Genomic DNA, 15,945 nt, shown 5'->3' with positions numbered 1-15,945 from the left:
GGGGCGAGACGCGCCTCAGATCAGCTGACCGCCCCCCAGGCCCTTCAGCTGCGTTTGAACAAGCCCAGCGCCATGGCCGTGCCGAGCAGCACGACGGCGCAACCGGCGGCCATCTTCAGGGTGAACAACTCACCCAGAAACAAATAGCCCCACAGCACCGCAAAGACCGGGATCAAAAAGGTCACCGCAATGGTGTTGGTCGGGCCGATGCGCTGCATCAGCCGGAAATACAAGATATAGGCCAAAGCCGAACAGAGCAGCGACAAGGCGGTCACCGAGGCCCAGGCCTGGCCGCTGGGTGCCTCGCTAGGCCACATCCAAAAGGCGGGCAGACACAGCATCAAGGCGGCATAGCACTGACTCCCGGTGGCCACCGTCAGCGGCGCGATATGCGCGGTGTAACGCTTGCTGAAATTGGCCGCCAGGCCGTAACAAAAAGTCGCCCCCAAGCAGGCCAACACGGCCCAGACCGCGCTCAGTTCGGCGGCATGATCGGCACCCGGCTTGAAGCCGGCTTTGTCCCAGGCCAGATACACCACGCCCGCAAAGCCCAGACCCAAGCCCAGGGAGCGCAGAGGCGTCAGACGCTGACCGAGCCATGCCCAGGCGATCAAGGCGCCCCACAACGGCGTGGTGGCATTCATGATGCTCGACAGCCCCGCCGTGATGGACATGGCGGCAAAACTGAACAAGGCAAATGGAATGGCGCTGTTGAGCAGGCCGATCACCATCAAGGCCCGCCACTCACGACCCAGCTCTTGCAAGCCTTGGCGTGCGGCCAACAAGGGCAGCAGCATCAAGCTGGCGCCGCTGACCCGCAAAGCCGCCATGGCCACTGGCCCGAACTCATGCGCGCCCAGTCGCATGAACAAAAAAGAAGCGCCCCAGATGGCGGCCAGCAACACCAGCTCGCCCAGATCAATTGGTTTCATCGAATGCAATCAACGCGCCGCAGCAAGTGTTGCCTGGCGCCACAAAAGCAGCACAGCATAACTACGAAATGGTCGCCAAGTTTCGGCAGCGGCCAGATAAGCCTTGGGCGATAGCAACTGAGGCTGATCGCGGCTCAATTGCTGGCGCAAGATCACATCGCCGGGCGGAAAGGCGTCGGGCCAACTCCATCCCCGCATCAGCATGTAGTGGGCCGTCCAGGGGCCAATGCCGGCAATGCTCTGCAGCTCGGCCAGCGCGTCCTCAGTGGAGCCCTGCTTGCGCGCATAAGCCAGCGTGGGCCAGCGCCGAGCCAACTCCAAAATGCTCTCTGCCCGGCGCCGGATGATGCCCAACTCGCTGATCTGCTCAGGGCTGGCCTGCGCCATGCGCTCGGCCGACGGGAACAAGCGCTCAACCCCGGCGGGCCCGCCCTCCAGGGTTTCGCCAAATCGGTTCACAAAGCGGGCCGCCAAGGTCCGCGCCGCCGCCACCGTGACCTGCTGCCCCAATACCGCCCGCACCGCCAACTCATAACGATCTAAACAACCGGGTAGCCGCAGGCCCGCTGAGACCGCAGATGCCGAAGATGCCGAAGATGCCGAAGATGCCAAGTCATCCTGCGCCGCGCCGGCTAAGCTGGCAGCTATCACCTGCGGGTCGGCGTCCAGGTCCAGCCAAGCCCGCAACAAGGGCAAGAGGCTGGCCACGGCCGGCCACAGCGATGCCGAAAGTTCAATCTCGACCTGCCCCGGCCTCTTGTTGAAGGACGCTCGCAGATGGCCACAGTAGCGCTGGCCGGCATGGTGCACGGCCACACTGCGCTGCACGCTGGCACTGGCCACATCCACCTGTTCAACGCCGGGGACCGCGCGTGGCGCTAAGAAGCTCAACAGGCCCATCACGTCATAGGGCTGACGAAAACTCAGCCGCAAGCAAGAGGCGCCCGTATCGCTAGCCAGTGCTTTGTCGGCGCGCCGCAATGCCGTGGGCGGCATGCGGTAATGATTGACGAAGGCCGTGTTGAAACGGCGCTGGCTGCCAAAGCCGCAAGCAAGGGCGATCTCGCCGACCGGCCGGTCGCTGTCGGTCAGCAAATGCTTGGCCAGGAGCAGGCGGCGGGTGAGCAGGTATTGCAAGGGCGAAACGCCATGCTCGGCCATGAAGATGCGCCGCAGATGCCGGCTGCTGATGCCCAGCCTATCGGCCAAATGCTCGACGCTGGCCTCGGCATCATCACAGCCATCCAGCCATTCGGCAGCCTGCCGGGCCAGGGTGCGCGAGGCGTCCATCACCGACCAGGCCGACTCTCCAGCTTTGGGTGCCAACTCGGGGCGGCACTTCATGCAGGGCCTGAAGGCGTTCGCCTCGGCCAAGGCGGCTGAAGCATAGAACTGGCAATTCTTTCGCATCGGCGTGCGCACACGGCAGACTGGGCGGCAGTAAATACCGGTCGAGGTCACACCGACAAACCAACGTCCATCGAAGCGTGCATCTCGCGCCAGCAAGGCCGTGTAGCAGGCGTCGGGGTTCAAGTCGGTGTTGACCGGCGTGGCAGGGGAATCAGGCTTGAGCATGCCGGCATCATAGGCAGGCCCGGCTGTCCAAAGCGCCGTTTTCGGACATGTGGTGAGCCTACCAAGCAGCGCGGCCAAGGCCGGATGCAAGCGAAGCCTTTGCCGAAACAGGCACAATCCGGCGCCTTGGCCCATTTCGGGCGCCGCCCTACCGAGAGTGCCCATGAGGTTAGCCACCTGGAACGTCAATTCCCTCAATGTCCGACTGCCGCAGTTGCTCGACTGGCTGGCGGCCAACCCGGTTGACGCCTTGGTGTTGCAAGAGACCAAGCTGACCGACGATAAGTTCCCCGCCGCTGAGATCGAGGCCGCCGGTTACCGGGTGCACTGGTTTGGACAAAAGACCTATAACGGCGTGGCACTGCTGAGCCGGGGCGAGGCCGTAGACATCGTCAAAAACATCCCCGGCTTTGCCGATGAGCAGGCACGCGTGATCGCCGGCACCGTAGATGGTGTGCGCTGCATTGGCGCCTATTTCCCCAATGGGCAGGCTCCCGACAGCGACAAGTTCGTCTACAAAATGGCTTGGCTGGATGGTTTGCAGCGCTGGTTAGCCGAGGAGTTGAAGTCGCACGACGAGCTGGTGCTGATGGGGGACTTCAATATCGCGCCGACCGATGCTGATGTGTATGACCCCGTCGCCTGGGCCGGCCAGATCCACTGCACACCGCAAGAGCGGGCCCATTTCCAAGCGCTGCTGGACCAGGGCATGGTGGATGCCTTCCGCTTGTTCGAACAAGCGCCCAAGAGTTGGAGTTGGTGGGACTACCGCAACCTCGCCTTCCGCAAAAACCAAGGCCTGCGCATCGACCATATCCTGGTCAGCCAGGCGCTGAAGGCCCAGGTGCGGGCCTGCAGCATCGACAAGCTACCGCGCAAAAACGAGCGCCCCAGCGACCACGCACCGGTGGTCGTCGAACTGGGCTGAGCCAGGGCGCGAGATTCTCGCGCCGATTATCTGGGTGCTGCGGCGCCGCTGGCCTGCGAGACGTAGCGCGCCAATGCCTTGATCTCCGCCTCGCTGAGCGATTTGGAGAAGGAAGGCATGGCGCCCAGGCCATTGCGCAAGGCCTTGCCGACCCGCTCGGCGTCGGGCTTGATTTCGTCCAGCACCGGTCCGACGGTGCCTTCTGAACCTGCGTCGCGCAGCGTGTGGCAGATCGCGCAGGCCGGCACCGCCCCCTTGGTGAACAAGCGCTTGCCCAAGTCAAACTCGGGGTCGGCCGCCGAGGCGAGCATGGGCAAGGCCGACAGGGCCGATAGGCCCAGGAGCTTCAGTGCCGCACGCCCCGCCATCGCCTCGAGCCTCATGCCAGATTGACCGTGACCGCGTGGTCGGCCCAGCTGTTGTTGTTGTAGCCGCCCAGGTTCTCCATCCGCTGCTCGGGCTGAACATTGCCCGCCATATCGGTCGCCCGGCTGGCCAGCGTATGGCTGCCGGCCGGCAGCTTGACGGCCAAGACAAACTGGCGCCACGCGTACTTGCCCAGATCCGGCCCCACCAAGCGCGCCTCTTTCCAAGACTTGCCGCCATCCACCGAGACCTCCACCCGCTTGATCGCGTGCAGGCCACCAAAAGCCACCCCCTGAATCTGCAGCTGACCGGCCGCAGCCGCACGCTCCGGCAGCGGTGAGTTGATCCAGCTCTTGACGTTCATCTCCAGCACCGAGGGCTGACTCGGGTCGGCCTTGCTGCCCGGTGGCGAGATGCGGTAGCCATGAGCCATGATCTTGGCGTCGGACTCCTGCTCGGTGAAGGCCAGTCGCTTCACATACTTGATCTGATTGACGCCCTGGTAGCCCGGCACCACCAAGCGCAGCGGGCCGCCATGCGCCAGCGGAATGGGCACACCATTCATCTCCCAAGCCAGCAGCGCATCGGCCATGGCCTTGGCCGGCACCGAACGCTCGACCAGGATGCTCTTCGGGTCCAGCCCCTCGGGCAAGACCTCACCGCCAGTGCCCGTCATGAACTCATGACCGCGGAGCGCGCCGCCCAGTGCCTCCACCACCACCCGCACCGGTACACCGGTCCAGACCACACAACCGGCAGCCCCAACCGTCCAGGGCGTACCACTGGGTTTGCTGGGGAAAAAGCCGCGCCCGTTGCCGGAGCATTGCAGCACCATCGGCAGCGTCTCCAGGCCCATGGTTTTCAGTTCACGCAAGCTGATGCGGCGGGGATTTTTTACGCCTTCGATGCTGACTTCCCAGCCATCGCGATCATCCAAGATGCTGGCGGCCGGCGCGCCGAGGTTGTTGCGCACGTACAGCTGTTCTGCCGGCGTGATCAGGCCTGCGCCAAAGGCCTGGCGTTTAGTCTCCAGCGTCGCGCTGCTGTGAACCAATATGGCGTTGCTGTCTTTCCAGGCCGCATAGGCGGGCAAGGGCTTGGCCACTGGGGCCGAAGCGACTGCCGGCGCCGTTTGGGCGCGCAAAGCCGGGGCCACAGAGCCCAAGCCCACCGCGGCCAGCGTACTGGCGCTACCGGCCAACCATTGACGTCGACCCAGTGTCAGGTCAGTTTTTTTGCTCGACATCGCTATCCCCTTCAACAAACCAGTGAGTGATGGCAAGCCTAGCCGCCACCGCGCGATCATTGTCCTAGGGATTTACAGCAGGCGTTATGAAACCTTGTCACTGGACGCACAACAGTACACAAGGACTCGCGAGGGCTATTGCCAGTGGATTTGTGCCAATCTTCGCGCGAAACTCCCCCGATACGGCGTGAACTCCTGCCGCATACTGCAAGTAGACCGTGATGTCTGTCAGCAGCGTTAGTGCACCCAACATTTAAGCTGTTCCTGTCGAAGCCTAGGAAATCGCCGGATGAATAAGCCCGAGCCTTGGAACGTCGCCCACGCTGATGGCCCGACCACACACCGACCGGCCGCGGCCAAAGCCATCTGGCCTTCTGCAATCTATTGCGAAGGGAATCAGATGCGATCGATCATTGGCGCCAGCCCTCGCCTGCGGCCTTGGCCTCCGTTAAGCGCCCGACAAACGGCCCCGCAAACGGCCCGACCACCAGCAAAAGCCGCCTCACAGCACGCAGATTCGGCTGAAAACAAACACCGCAGCGAGCAGTCCCGCATGCTTCGTGACAAAGCGCACAACAGCTTCACAGACCAGTTCTTATAATTGGTATCAAAGTGGAATACACATCAATTTAGTCAAAGGACTCAACTTGAGACACGATCAACACCCCCGCACTCGGTCGCTGCAACAGGGTCTCACTTTGATCGAATTGATGATTGCCCTGGCGGTGACGGCCATCCTGGCCGCGGTCGCCCTGCCCTCGTATTCCAGCTACGTGAACAAGAGCCGGGCCAAAGGCGCCAGCGCCGACTTGGCCGCCTTGGCGCTGAACCTTGAAAACCAATACCAGCTGCAGCTCAAGTACACCGTCTACGCAGCCGGCACCGTCGCCAACAACACGCTGTTCACGGCCTGGTCGCCAACGCAATCGAGCTTCTTCAGCTACACCCTGGTCAGCACCGCCAGCAGCTACACCTTGACCGCCACGGGCAAGGACAAGCTGAGCGGCTGCAACCTCACGCTGGACAACCTCAACACCCGTACGGCCAGCAGCAGCTGCGGATTCACCACATGGTAGTTCACACGCAATCAGGGCTGAGCTTGATCGAAATGATGGTGAGCATCACCATCATGATGTTGCTCGCCCTGGCCGTTGCACCGTTCGCATCCTCATGGGGCAGCCAAGCCGCCGTACGGCAAACCCAGCACATGCTGCAGCAAGCCATGAGCCAACTGAAGGCCAACGCCCTGCGCAACCCCAGTGGCGTCAGCGCCAGTGCGGCCGCGGTATTGATCAGCGTGCCTGGGCAACTCTGCGTACTGTCGGGCCTGCCGGCTGCCTTGAATTGCAACCAGGGCGGATGGGTGGCTCAGCCGCCGGCCGGCGTCACCTTGAACGGCGCCCTCAGCCAATGCATTGCCTTGGATAGCACTGGTATGCCAGTGGTAGCAACCGTGGGCGGTGTGAACTGTGGCACTGCGATGAATTTTGTCATCAGCAAGGGCACGGAGAGCAGCAATGGCACGCTCAACTAAGCCCTTCGCCGCGCGTCGCGACAGATCGCAACGCGGCGATGCCCTGATCGAGGCCTTGGTCGCGGTCGTCCTGCTTGGGGTGATCGGCTTGGGTCAGGTATATGCCGTGGGTCGCGCGATGGTCGCGCAGAAGTATCAAAAGGGCCAGAGTCTGGCGGTTCAGGGCATCCGTGCCGATCTGCAAGGCAATGGTGTCGCCAATGGTTGCCCGGCCAGCGGCAACGCCACGGTCACCAGCGTGCTGACCATGGGAACCAATCTGCAAGTGCAAGGCTTGCAAAAGAGTTGCACGGTGACGCCGGTCACCATCACCGTCAATGGCGTCGCCAAGGCGACCAGCCTGCCCATCGTGGAATACGCGGTGGCGGCCGACACCTTGCTGGGTCCCGGCACCCTCACCGTCGGGAACTGAATATGCGCGTAGCCAGCCATCGCCAACACCAGTCCGGCCTGAGCCTGGTCAGTCTGATGGTCGGCATGGTGATCTCGATGATGGCGGTGTTGGGCGCGCTGGCGCTGTACCGCAGCACCGCCCAAACCGTCTTTGGTGACAGCGGTCTGGTGCGCAACTCGGTACAGGACGGCCAACTGGCCTCGGGCCTGCTGAGCGCTCAGATCGGCCTGCAAGGGGCCGGTTATGGCCTGACATTGCCCACCACCGGCACACACTTCTTCCTGCTGAGCAATGCCTTGTTGAACCCCGATACCTTGACCCTCAGCGGCACGGTGGTGAACATCACGGCGGCGGCGCAAAGCGGCAACGCGGTAGTCTGGATCAGCAACCCCAATCAGTCGGCCAATACGGCGGACTACCGCTGCAGCGGTTTGGTCTCGGACGCATCCACACGCGCCTTCTACCTGATTCAGTCCAGCGGCGCCTGCAACCCCTTGAGCACCCAATGGAGCAAGATCACCTGGCTGCGCCGCACCCTGGTGGAGAGCAGTGTGTTGACGCAGGCCGTGACCTTGTCGGTGCAAAAAGATAGCTCCTGCTGGCCCTATGGCGCGGTACCGCAAACCATCAGCAAGGTGGCTGCGCCGACCGCCTCCGTCATGATCAAAATCGGCTACGGCTCCAGCGTCACCGGCAGCAGCAACACCTACACCAGTTGCCTGGCCAACTTGAGTTCCTGAGGCCCTCCATGAACAAGCCCGCCCGCGACCAGCAAACCCACCGCAGCCGCCAGCGCGGCATCTCCTCGGTGTTATTCATGCTGCTGAGCGGGCTGTCTTTGGGCGCAATGGTGTTTGGCGCCATCTACTATGTGCGTGGCCTGCAGTCGCAATCGGTGACCGTTCACGCCCTCACCCAAGCCCAGTTGAAAGCCTGGAGCGGGGTCGAGGCGGTGCGTCAATACCTCTTTCAACTGGGGGCGGCAGAAGCCGCCAAATTGAGCCCCAACCAGGCGGTCAGTTTTGCCGGCGTCAGCGGCATTGCCGCCACGGTGTCCGATGTGACCGCGGCAGACTCCACCAACTGCGGCGGCGGCACGCGGGTCGGCTTCAACATCACCGGCAGCAGCGGCGGCGCCAATGCGCTCTTGGCCGCCACCTTTTGCGCCAAGGGCAATGGCGGCACGCCAGGTGGCGGCAGCAAACAACCGGCCGTCAATATCAAAGGTAATTTGGATCTGGGCGGCAAGCTCGATGTCTTAGGGGACGCCACGACCAAGGTGGTGGTGGACGGCAAAGTCACTGGCAGCGGCAGCCTGAGCGGCATCTCCAATCTCTACGCCACAGGGGATATCACCTTGGGCGGCGGCAATAACCTCGATGTCTTGTTCTCCGAAGGTTCGATCGATCTGAGCGGCAGCGGCATCTACAGCAGCGTTCAAGCGATGAAGAACGTCACCCTCAGCGGTGGCGTCGGGGTCGGCACCTTGACGGCCAATGGCACGGTCACGCTGAGCAGCAACACCGTCACCGACCTGACGGCCCAGGGCAACGTCACCATGACCAGCGCCGCCAAGCTCGTCAATCTGAAGAGCGGTGGAAATGTGGTCGGCAGCAATGTGCAAATCAGCGGCAAGGCCCTGGTGGTGGGCAACTACGAGGAAAAGAGCAATGGCAGCGTGGCCAGCGGCAACTACGGCGGCAGCCTGATCTCCCCGGCCTGGAACACGCAAATCAAGATGACCCGGCAGGCCGGGCTGAGCATCAACTACGTCCCGCTCACCGCCGGCACAGTCAGTTCACCCAAGTTCGACGCCTATGCCTACAAAAGCATCGCTAACTATGTATTCGAGCGCGTTAGCAACGACACCAAGGTCACCGTCAACAATGTGAATGGCGTCACCAATGGCACCTATTTCCTGAAAGGTGACGGCAGCGGCAATCAAGACTACCTTTGCACCAGCAGTAGCTACAGCGCCGCATCCTGCAAGACCAAGATTTGCTCAGGCTATTCCGCCTACAACAGCTGCTTCAGCTATAGCGGCACCAAGTGGACTGTTGCTGGCACAACGATGGCGCCAGGTGTGGTCTGGTTCAAGGGTGACCTCGAAACTGGCACAGGCAACTACTACAACAGCTGGATTGCCACCGGCAATATCAACACCGCGGGCAACAACATCACCTGGTCCGTCAACTATGCCGGTTATGCCAATGTCTGCACCAACAGCACCTTCCCCAGCTTGGCCCCCACCAATTTCTGCAAGGTCGGCGACACCAAATTGCAGTCGGTGCCAGCCGGCAATATTGCCTTCGGCGCAGGTGGGCTGGTGGGTACGGTCTATAGCGGCGGCAAGATTGACCTGAGTGCCTCCAATGACATCTATGGCTCTGTCTTAGCGGGAGACATCGTGACCACCGGCGGCAGCACCGTGGTGCACGGTTATGTGTCGGCCGGGCGACTGGGCAATAACGCCGGCAACAGCTCGCTCGGCGCCAGCACCAAGATCGATTTGCGCAACTTACCCTCGGGCTTCGACCCAGGCAGCACCGACCCCACGGTGGCCGAAGCCTTTTCGGCGACGCTGCTGTGGTCGCGCTACCGCTGAAACCCGGCGTCAGCCTTGGCTGAACTTAACCGGCATTCGCTAATGCTGCAGCCGCCGCGGCCTCGCGCAGCTTGTCCTTCTTACTCTTGCGCAGGCCCTTAACGCCCCCGCTTGCCGGCGGCGCCGTGGCCAAGTCGGTCGGCTCAAAACCGGCAATCTGCTCACGCGGGACGCGCTGCCCCTGGCGCTTCTCGATCAGACGGAAATGCGCCTCGCCATTGCTGCTGTGGCCACTGACAAAGCTGATGGCCTCGCCACTCTGCCCGGCGCGACCGGTGCGGCCAATGCGGTGCGTGTAGTCCGCCGCCGAACGCGGCAGGTCATAGTTCAACACCACCGGCAGGTCCGGGATGTCCAGTCCGCGGGCCGCCACATCGGTCGCCACCAGAACCTGGATCTCCGAATTCTTCAGCGCCGCCAAGACTTTGCTGCGCCCACCTTGGCTCAACTCACCATGCAGCGCCGCGGCCTTGATGCCGTTTTTCCAGAGTTTGTCGGAGACATGCTCGGTGGCGTATTTGGTTGCCACAAAGACCAGTACACGGGTCCAGGCCTCGGTCTCCAGCAAGTGCCGCAGCAAGGGCGTCCGCCGACTTTCATCGACCTGAATTGAACGCTGATGAATGGCCGCCGCGCGCTCCGGCTCGGCGGCAATTTCAATCCGCTCGGGCGCCTTCAACAGTCCGTCGGCGAGGGTCTGCACGGCAGGCGCAAAGGTGGCCGAGAAAAACAGGTTCTGCCGCTGCTTCGGACACAGGGCCAAGACGCGCTGCAATTCATCGGCAAAGCCCATGTCTAGCAGGCGATCGGCTTCGTCCAAGACCAAGGTGGCGACCGCCGACAAGCGCAGCGCGTTGTGCTCCAGCAGATCGAGCAAGCGCCCGGGGGTGGCCACCACAATATCGGCACCACCCCGCAGGCCCATCATCTGCGGGTTGATCGAAACGCCGCCATAGACCGTCGCAATCCGCAATGCCACCGGCAACTGATGCGCCAAGGCCTGCAGCGACTCGCCAATCTGCACCGCGAGTTCACGCGTCGGCACCAGCACCAAGGCGCGTGTCTGGCGTACGCCGCTGCCGCGCTGCTGCAGCACGTTTTGCAACAACGGCAAGGCAAAGGCCGCGGTCTTGCCGGAGCCGGTTTGAGCCAGGCCCAAGACATCAGCGCCACGCAAAATCACCGGAATGGCGGCGGCCTGGATGGCGGTAGGTGCGTGGTAGCCCTGCTCGCGCACGGCGCGAATGAGAGCGGGCGAAAGGCCCAGTGTGGCGAAAGACATGACGGGGCCTTGGGCAGAGAACAGGGCGAGATTTTACGGCCGCGCTACAGCGCCCTGCCCAGACCTTCAGAACAAATCGCCCTGCTCGGCCGCTAACTGACCACTTGCACGGGCTTCAATCGCCAGCAACTTCAGTTTTGTGTCGGCGCCACCGTGGGCCGAAAACCCGCCGCTCTTGCCACCCGCGCCCAAGACGCGATGACACGGCACGATGGGCGCAAAAGGATTGCTGCCCTCGGCCTGACCGACCGCACGGGCGGCACCGGCCGCGCCGAGCTGGTGCGCAATTTCGCCATAGCTGAGCGTTTGGCCCACCGGGATTCGCCTTGTGATCGCGTGCACCCGGCGATTGAATTCAGGGACTTCAGACTCATCCAGCTGCACCGCCAGCAGCTCGGCGCCATCGGCGGTCTCGCCTGCCAGCAAGCGCTGAATGGCTTGTATCGCCTCAGACACCGCGGCCGAAGGGCCATGCTCGAGCGCGCTCGGAAAACGCACGCGCATGCGGTCGCGCGTCAAGGCGGCCGAGGCCTCCGGCAATTGAGAGCCCTTGATGCCCTGCTCGCTCCATGCGATGCCGCAGCAACCCAGCGCGGTGTCAAAGCAATGAAAGAATAGCTGAGGCGCCATCAAGCGCTTGGACTGGCGGCGAGCGCACTCCGCTCCGCCAAGGTGTGCGCCTGGTGCTCGGCCACATGCGCGGCAATGCCAACACGCGACTGGGTCGCCAATTCAGCCACAGCACGCGGTGCCATCGCCTTGTACTGGTGATCGGACCAAATCTGGCGCCAGCGACGCGAGCCCGCCTGGCCGTTCCACAAGCCCAAGGCATGACGCATGGCCTGCGGCCAATGGTGATGCGGGCCGGCAGCGACATGACGATCCAGATAGTTGAGCCACGCCAACTCCAGTTGCTCCCGCGACTCGGCGGGGTTTTCAGCCGCGAAGAATCGCGCATCCCAGCCGGCCATCTGCCAGGGCTCGTGATAGGCCTGACGGCCCACCATCACGCCGTCCACATGCTGCAGCTGTTCGGCGATTTGCTCGTCCGTCTTCACGCCACCGTTCAGCACGATGGTCAGGCCAGGGAACTCGCGTTTGAGTTGGTGCACCAACTCGTAGCGCAGCGGCGGCAGCTCGCGGTTTTCTTTCGGAGAGATGCCTTGCAGCCAGGCATTGCGGGCATGCACGATGAAAACTTTGCAGCCCACGTCGGCAATTGCGCCGACGAAATCGCGCACGAATTCGTAGCTTTCCAAGCGGTCGATACCGATGCGGTGCTTGATCGTGACCGGGATGCTCACCGCATCCAGCATCGCCTTGATGCCATCGGCCACCAAGGCCGGCTCAGCCATCAGGCAGGCACCAAAAGCCCCGCGTTGCACCCGTTCACTCGGACAGCCGCAGTTGAGGTTGACCTCGTCATAGCCCCATTGCTCGGCCAGCTTGGCGCAGGCAGCCAGGTCGGCCGGCTCGGAGCCACCGAGTTGCAAGGCAACCGGATGCTCTTCAGGATTGAAGTCCAAGTGGCGCGGCTGGTCGCCATGCAAGAGCGCGCCGGTCGTCACCATTTCGGTATAGAGCCGGGTCTTGCGGGTCAAGAGGCGATGGAAGTACCGGCAGTGTTTGTCGGTCCAGTCGAGCATGGGGGCGACCGAGAGGCGCCAGGGGTTGTTCAGGTCTTGTAGCACCGCGCCATTATCCCAGGCTCGAGGTCTTGTGTTGCCTGCCCCAACGTTGGATGGACCAAGTCCGGTCAAGGCTCAAGAGGAGGAGCGAGTTTGGAGCGCGCATCAAGCTCGCGGGCCACGCGTTCGAAGTCCTGGGCGGCGAGCGGACGGCTGATCAAATAGCCCTGCGCCTGATCGCAGCCCTGTTGGCGCAAGAACGCCAGTTGCTGCTCAGTTTCAACCCCTTCGGCGATGGTCTGACATCCCAGGCTGCGCGCCAAGCCGATGATGGTGGCGACGATGGCCCGGTCATCCGCGTCGCTGTGAATGTCACGGACGAAGGACTGGTCAATCTTGAGCCGGTCGATCCGGAATCGTTTCAGATAGCTCAGCGAGGAATAGCCGGTACCGAAGTCATCGATGGCGATGCAGACCCCGAGTTCGTGCAGGCGATTCAAGGCGGCCACCACATCATCGGGATGATCCATGGCGATGCCCTCGGTCAACTCGAGTTCCAGGCACTCGGGCGGCAGACCGGTGTCGCGCAAGATGGCGCTCACCCGTTCGGCCAGCGCAGCCTCGCGGAACTGCAGCACCGAGAGATTGACAGCCACCTGCGGCAGCGCCAGCCCGGCGGCGCGCCAAGCACACAGCTGCTCACAGGCGCTGCGCATCACCCAAGCGCCAATCGACACGATCAAGCCGCTCTCTTCAGCAATCGGGATGAACTCGGCCGGGCTGACGGTTCCCAGGGTCGGATGCGTCCAACGCAGCAGCACCTCCGCGCCGCGCAAGCTGCCCTGCACCAGATCGACTTGCGGTTGATAGACCAGATGCAGCTGTCCCAACTCAAGCGCCTGCCTAAGCTCGTTTTCCAGCAGCAGGGTGCGCGCCGACTGCGACTGCATTTCGGGCGTGAAAAACCGATAGGTGTTGCGACCGGCTTGCTTGGCCCGGTACATGGCGGTGTCGGCGCACATCGACAGGCTGGCGTAGCTTTCGCCGTCGGCCGGGAACATGGCGATCCCTAAGGAGCAGCTCACGGCCAGCTCGTGGTTACCCACGTGGTAGCGCGGCTCGCAGGCCGCCAACAGCTTACCGGCCACATGGGCCACCCCGTTGGCATCGGTGTTCGGACACAGGACCACAAACTCATCACCGCCAACCCGGCTGACCGTATCTTCTTCGCGCAGCGCGCCACTGAAGCGTTCCGCCGCAGCGACCAGCAGGGCATCACCGACATGGTGACCCAAGGAGTCGTTGACATTTTTGAACCGGTCCAAATCCAAAAAAATCAGCCCGAGCGGTTCCTGGTGGCGGCGAGCATGGTGGATGGCGTTGTGCACCCGGTCCTGCAACAGCCGACGATTCGGTAGCTGAGTCAAAGGATCGAATTCGGCCAGCATGCGGATGCGCTCTTCGGCCTCTTTGCGCTGACTGATGTCGGTGGCCATGGCGATGTAATGACTGACCTCGCCCTGAGCATCACGCAGCGCGCTGATCGACAACCATTGAGGATAGGTACCGCCACCCTTGCGTCGGTTCAACACCTCGCCCGACCACTGTCCCTCCGCTTGGATCGTCTCCCACATCGCGCGATAGAAGCCCCGGTCCTGCCGGCCCGAAGACAGCATGCGGGGATTGCGCCCCAGGACCTCGGCATCGGTGTAGCCGGTCACCGTGCTGAAGGCCTTGTTTACCCGCAGCAGCTTGCCGCCACTGTCGGCAATCATGATGACCTCGTTGCCATGCTCGAAGACGTTGGCCAGCAGTTGCAACTGCATTTCGGCGCGCTTGCGCTCGATGGCCAAGGCCGTGAGTCTGGCGGCGGTTTCGATGATGGCAATCTCGTAGGCACTGGGTGCGCTCGGCTCGCTCCGGTACATGGCGAAGGTACCCAGCAATGGGCGCTCACCGGAGCGTATCGGCTCGGACCAGCAGGCGGCCAAACCGGCCTGGGCCGCCAGGCCCGCAAAGTCCTTCCAGAAGGGATGGCTGGCGATGTCCTCGACGATCACACGTTGCCCGGTGTAAGCGGCGGTGCCGCAAGAGCCCACGGACGGACCGATGCTGACGCCGTCGATGGCCTGGTTGTAGGCAGCGGGCAGACTGGGAGCCGCGCCCATTCGCAGATGCACACCGTCGTCATCCAACAGCAGAATGCTGCACAAGGTGCCCGGCAACATAGCCTCGATGCGGCGAATAAAGGCCTCCAAGACCTCGGCCAAAGCGGCCGGGCTGGTCAGCTGTTCCATCATGAACACCCGCAAGGCATCCAGCGCCAAAATCTGATCGCGCTGGAACTGCGCCTCGGCCTTGTGCTGTTCAGCACTGTGCAATTGGGCCTGCATCTGCGCCAGCCAACCCAGCACGCTCTGACCCAATCCGGGCGACACTCGGATCGGCTGCGAAAAGTCGCCCTGCCCGATGCGAGTCATCTGCGCATGAATTTCAACCGGGCTGGCGCCCAGCGTGCGAGCGAGGGCGCGGTACACCCACATCAACGAGCCCAGCAGCCCCAAGGTGATGACGCTCAGCAACAGCCACAACATCCGTGCCCGCCACTCGGCCACCTGAACCTGGTTCAGGGTGCGTGCATCGATCAGGCGGTAATAGGCCTGGATATGGCCCATGATGTCAGCCTTGGCCTGAAGGTAGCTGGCATCGTTGAGCATCAAGCTGGCGCGCTGGCGACGCTCCGCTTGATCATCCTGCAGGCCATCCACCATGCCGATGGCATGCAATTCAATCTTGGCCAGTTCATCTGAGCGCTGCTTGGCCTGGGTCAGATGGGTCAATTCCTCAGGACTGATACCCTGCTCACGGATGATGTCCAACAAGGCTTGTGCCGGTAATGCGGCGGATGCCGGAGCACCGGCTGGCGTATCCAGCAAGTCCCAATAAATGCTGCCGATCGGCGCGGGCCGCGGCAAGCGACCATCGCGGATGGCCAAGATATCCAGATAGTGCTGCCGAAAGCTTGGGTTGCCGGTGACCACGTAACTGCGCACCATGCGCGTCAGATCATCCGAGGATTGCCGTAACTCCTCGCCTACCTGGATGGTCCGAAAGCGTTGCTCATTGGCCAGATCGACCTGTTTCTCCGACAGCACATACGCAGCAAACACCGCAAACAGCGCAAACACCAACAAAGCGCCCAAGCGCAGCGCGGTCGTGAAACCATGGCTGGACGCGGCGAACATGCTGACGGGCTTGCTCATGGAGGACTCATGACTGCAGGATGCATGACAGAAGACGAATCATCATAGGCCGGGAGCCCGCGTCGAGTCGGACATCCTGCATGCAAATGTCTCGGCACAGCCACTTGATTGGCCGAGCAGCAGCTCGGCTGGTACTCAGGCCGGAGCCTGCTGCGGTCGGATGGCTGCGCAAGCCCATCCGCCGAACAGTAC

The 15,945-nt window shown here is 62.7% G+C and carries 14 protein-coding genes; 6 read left to right on the top strand and 8 right to left on the bottom strand.

Features of this window, described 5'->3' with window-relative positions:
- Positions 1–44: 44 nt before the first annotated feature.
- Complete coding sequence (locus WG899_RS01070) at positions 45–932, bottom strand: DMT family transporter (RefSeq protein ID WP_339593766.1); 888 nt, start codon at positions 930–932, stop codon at positions 45–47.
- Positions 933–941: 9 nt separating this feature from the next.
- A complete protein-coding gene (locus tag WG899_RS01065; RefSeq protein ID WP_339593765.1) occupies positions 942–2,507 on the bottom strand; it encodes an Ada metal-binding domain-containing protein in 1,566 nt (521 codons plus the stop codon).
- Between the two features lie 163 nt (positions 2,508–2,670).
- Between WG899_RS01065 and xth the strand changes: the two genes are divergently transcribed.
- Positions 2,671–3,435: an exodeoxyribonuclease III gene (xth, locus tag WG899_RS01060; protein ID WP_339593764.1), complete on the top strand. Its 765-nt coding sequence runs from the start codon at positions 2,671–2,673 to the stop codon at positions 3,433–3,435.
- 26 nt (positions 3,436–3,461) lie between these two features.
- On the opposite strand, the gene sorU is transcribed toward xth, so the two are convergent.
- Together sorU and sorT are read right to left on the bottom strand one after the other, a co-directional pair.
- Complete coding sequence (sorU, locus tag WG899_RS01055) at positions 3,462–3,818, bottom strand: SorU family sulfite dehydrogenase c-type cytochrome subunit (RefSeq protein WP_444718796.1); 357 nt, start codon at positions 3,816–3,818, stop codon at positions 3,462–3,464.
- Positions 3,815–5,047, bottom strand: a complete 1,233-nt coding sequence (gene sorT / locus WG899_RS01050) for a SorT family sulfite dehydrogenase catalytic subunit (RefSeq protein ID WP_339593763.1) — start codon at positions 5,045–5,047, stop codon at positions 3,815–3,817. The genes sorU and sorT overlap by 4 nt, the downstream gene beginning before the upstream one ends.
- Before the next feature lie 710 nt (positions 5,048–5,757).
- On the opposite strand from sorT, the gene WG899_RS01045 reads away from it, so the two are divergent.
- The 5 genes from WG899_RS01045 to WG899_RS01025 are packed head-to-tail and all read left to right on the top strand — an operon-like array spanning position 5,758 to position 9,580.
- Entirely contained in the window at positions 5,758–6,123 is a 366-nt protein-coding gene (locus WG899_RS01045; RefSeq protein WP_444718795.1) for a type IV pilin protein, read from the top strand.
- Positions 6,117–6,581, top strand: a complete 465-nt coding sequence (locus WG899_RS01040; protein WP_339593761.1) for a prepilin-type N-terminal cleavage/methylation domain-containing protein — start codon at positions 6,117–6,119, stop codon at positions 6,579–6,581. Before WG899_RS01045 ends, WG899_RS01040 begins: the two co-directional genes overlap by 7 nt.
- Entirely contained in the window at positions 6,565–6,993 is a 429-nt protein-coding gene (locus tag WG899_RS01035; RefSeq protein ID WP_339593760.1) for a type IV pilus modification PilV family protein, read from the top strand. Before WG899_RS01040 ends, WG899_RS01035 begins: the two co-directional genes overlap by 17 nt.
- A 2-nt stretch (positions 6,994–6,995) precedes the next feature.
- Positions 6,996–7,715, top strand: coding sequence for a PilW family protein (locus tag WG899_RS01030; RefSeq protein WP_339593759.1), 720 nt, complete (start codon positions 6,996–6,998; stop codon positions 7,713–7,715).
- 8 nt (positions 7,716–7,723) lie between these two features.
- Entirely contained in the window at positions 7,724–9,580 is a 1,857-nt protein-coding gene (locus WG899_RS01025; RefSeq protein WP_339593758.1) for a hypothetical protein, read from the top strand.
- Positions 9,581–9,605: 25 nt separating this feature from the next.
- On the opposite strand, the gene WG899_RS01020 is transcribed toward WG899_RS01025, so the two are convergent.
- The 4 genes from WG899_RS01020 to WG899_RS01005 form a co-directional block, all read right to left on the bottom strand.
- The gene (locus tag WG899_RS01020) at positions 9,606–10,862 is read right to left on the bottom strand and encodes a DEAD/DEAH box helicase (protein WP_339593757.1); all 1,257 of its coding nucleotides are present in this window, start codon (positions 10,860–10,862) and stop codon (positions 9,606–9,608) included.
- A 66-nt stretch (positions 10,863–10,928) separates the two neighbouring features.
- Positions 10,929–11,492 (bottom strand): methylated-DNA--[protein]-cysteine S-methyltransferase, encoded by a 564-nt coding sequence (locus WG899_RS01015; RefSeq protein ID WP_339593756.1) that lies wholly within the window; start codon positions 11,490–11,492, stop codon positions 10,929–10,931.
- The gene (gene dusA / locus WG899_RS01010) at positions 11,492–12,508 is read right to left on the bottom strand and encodes a tRNA dihydrouridine(20/20a) synthase DusA (RefSeq protein ID WP_444718808.1); all 1,017 of its coding nucleotides are present in this window, start codon (positions 12,506–12,508) and stop codon (positions 11,492–11,494) included. Before dusA ends, WG899_RS01015 begins: the two co-directional genes overlap by 1 nt.
- Positions 12,509–12,618: 110 nt before the next feature.
- Positions 12,619–15,753 carry an EAL domain-containing protein gene (locus WG899_RS01005; protein ID WP_339593754.1) on the bottom strand — a complete coding sequence of 1,045 codons (3,135 nt, stop codon included), beginning with the start codon at positions 15,751–15,753 and terminating at the stop codon, positions 12,619–12,621.
- Positions 15,754–15,945 lie beyond the last annotated feature (192 nt).

The sequence above is a fragment of the Paucibacter hankyongi genome, from assembly GCF_037482915.1.
GTDB lineage: Bacteria > Pseudomonadota > Gammaproteobacteria > Burkholderiales > Burkholderiaceae_C > Paucibacter_A > Paucibacter_A hankyongi.
Note: the sequence above shows the minus strand (reverse complement) of the source record. Positions and strands in the feature narration are given on the sequence as shown.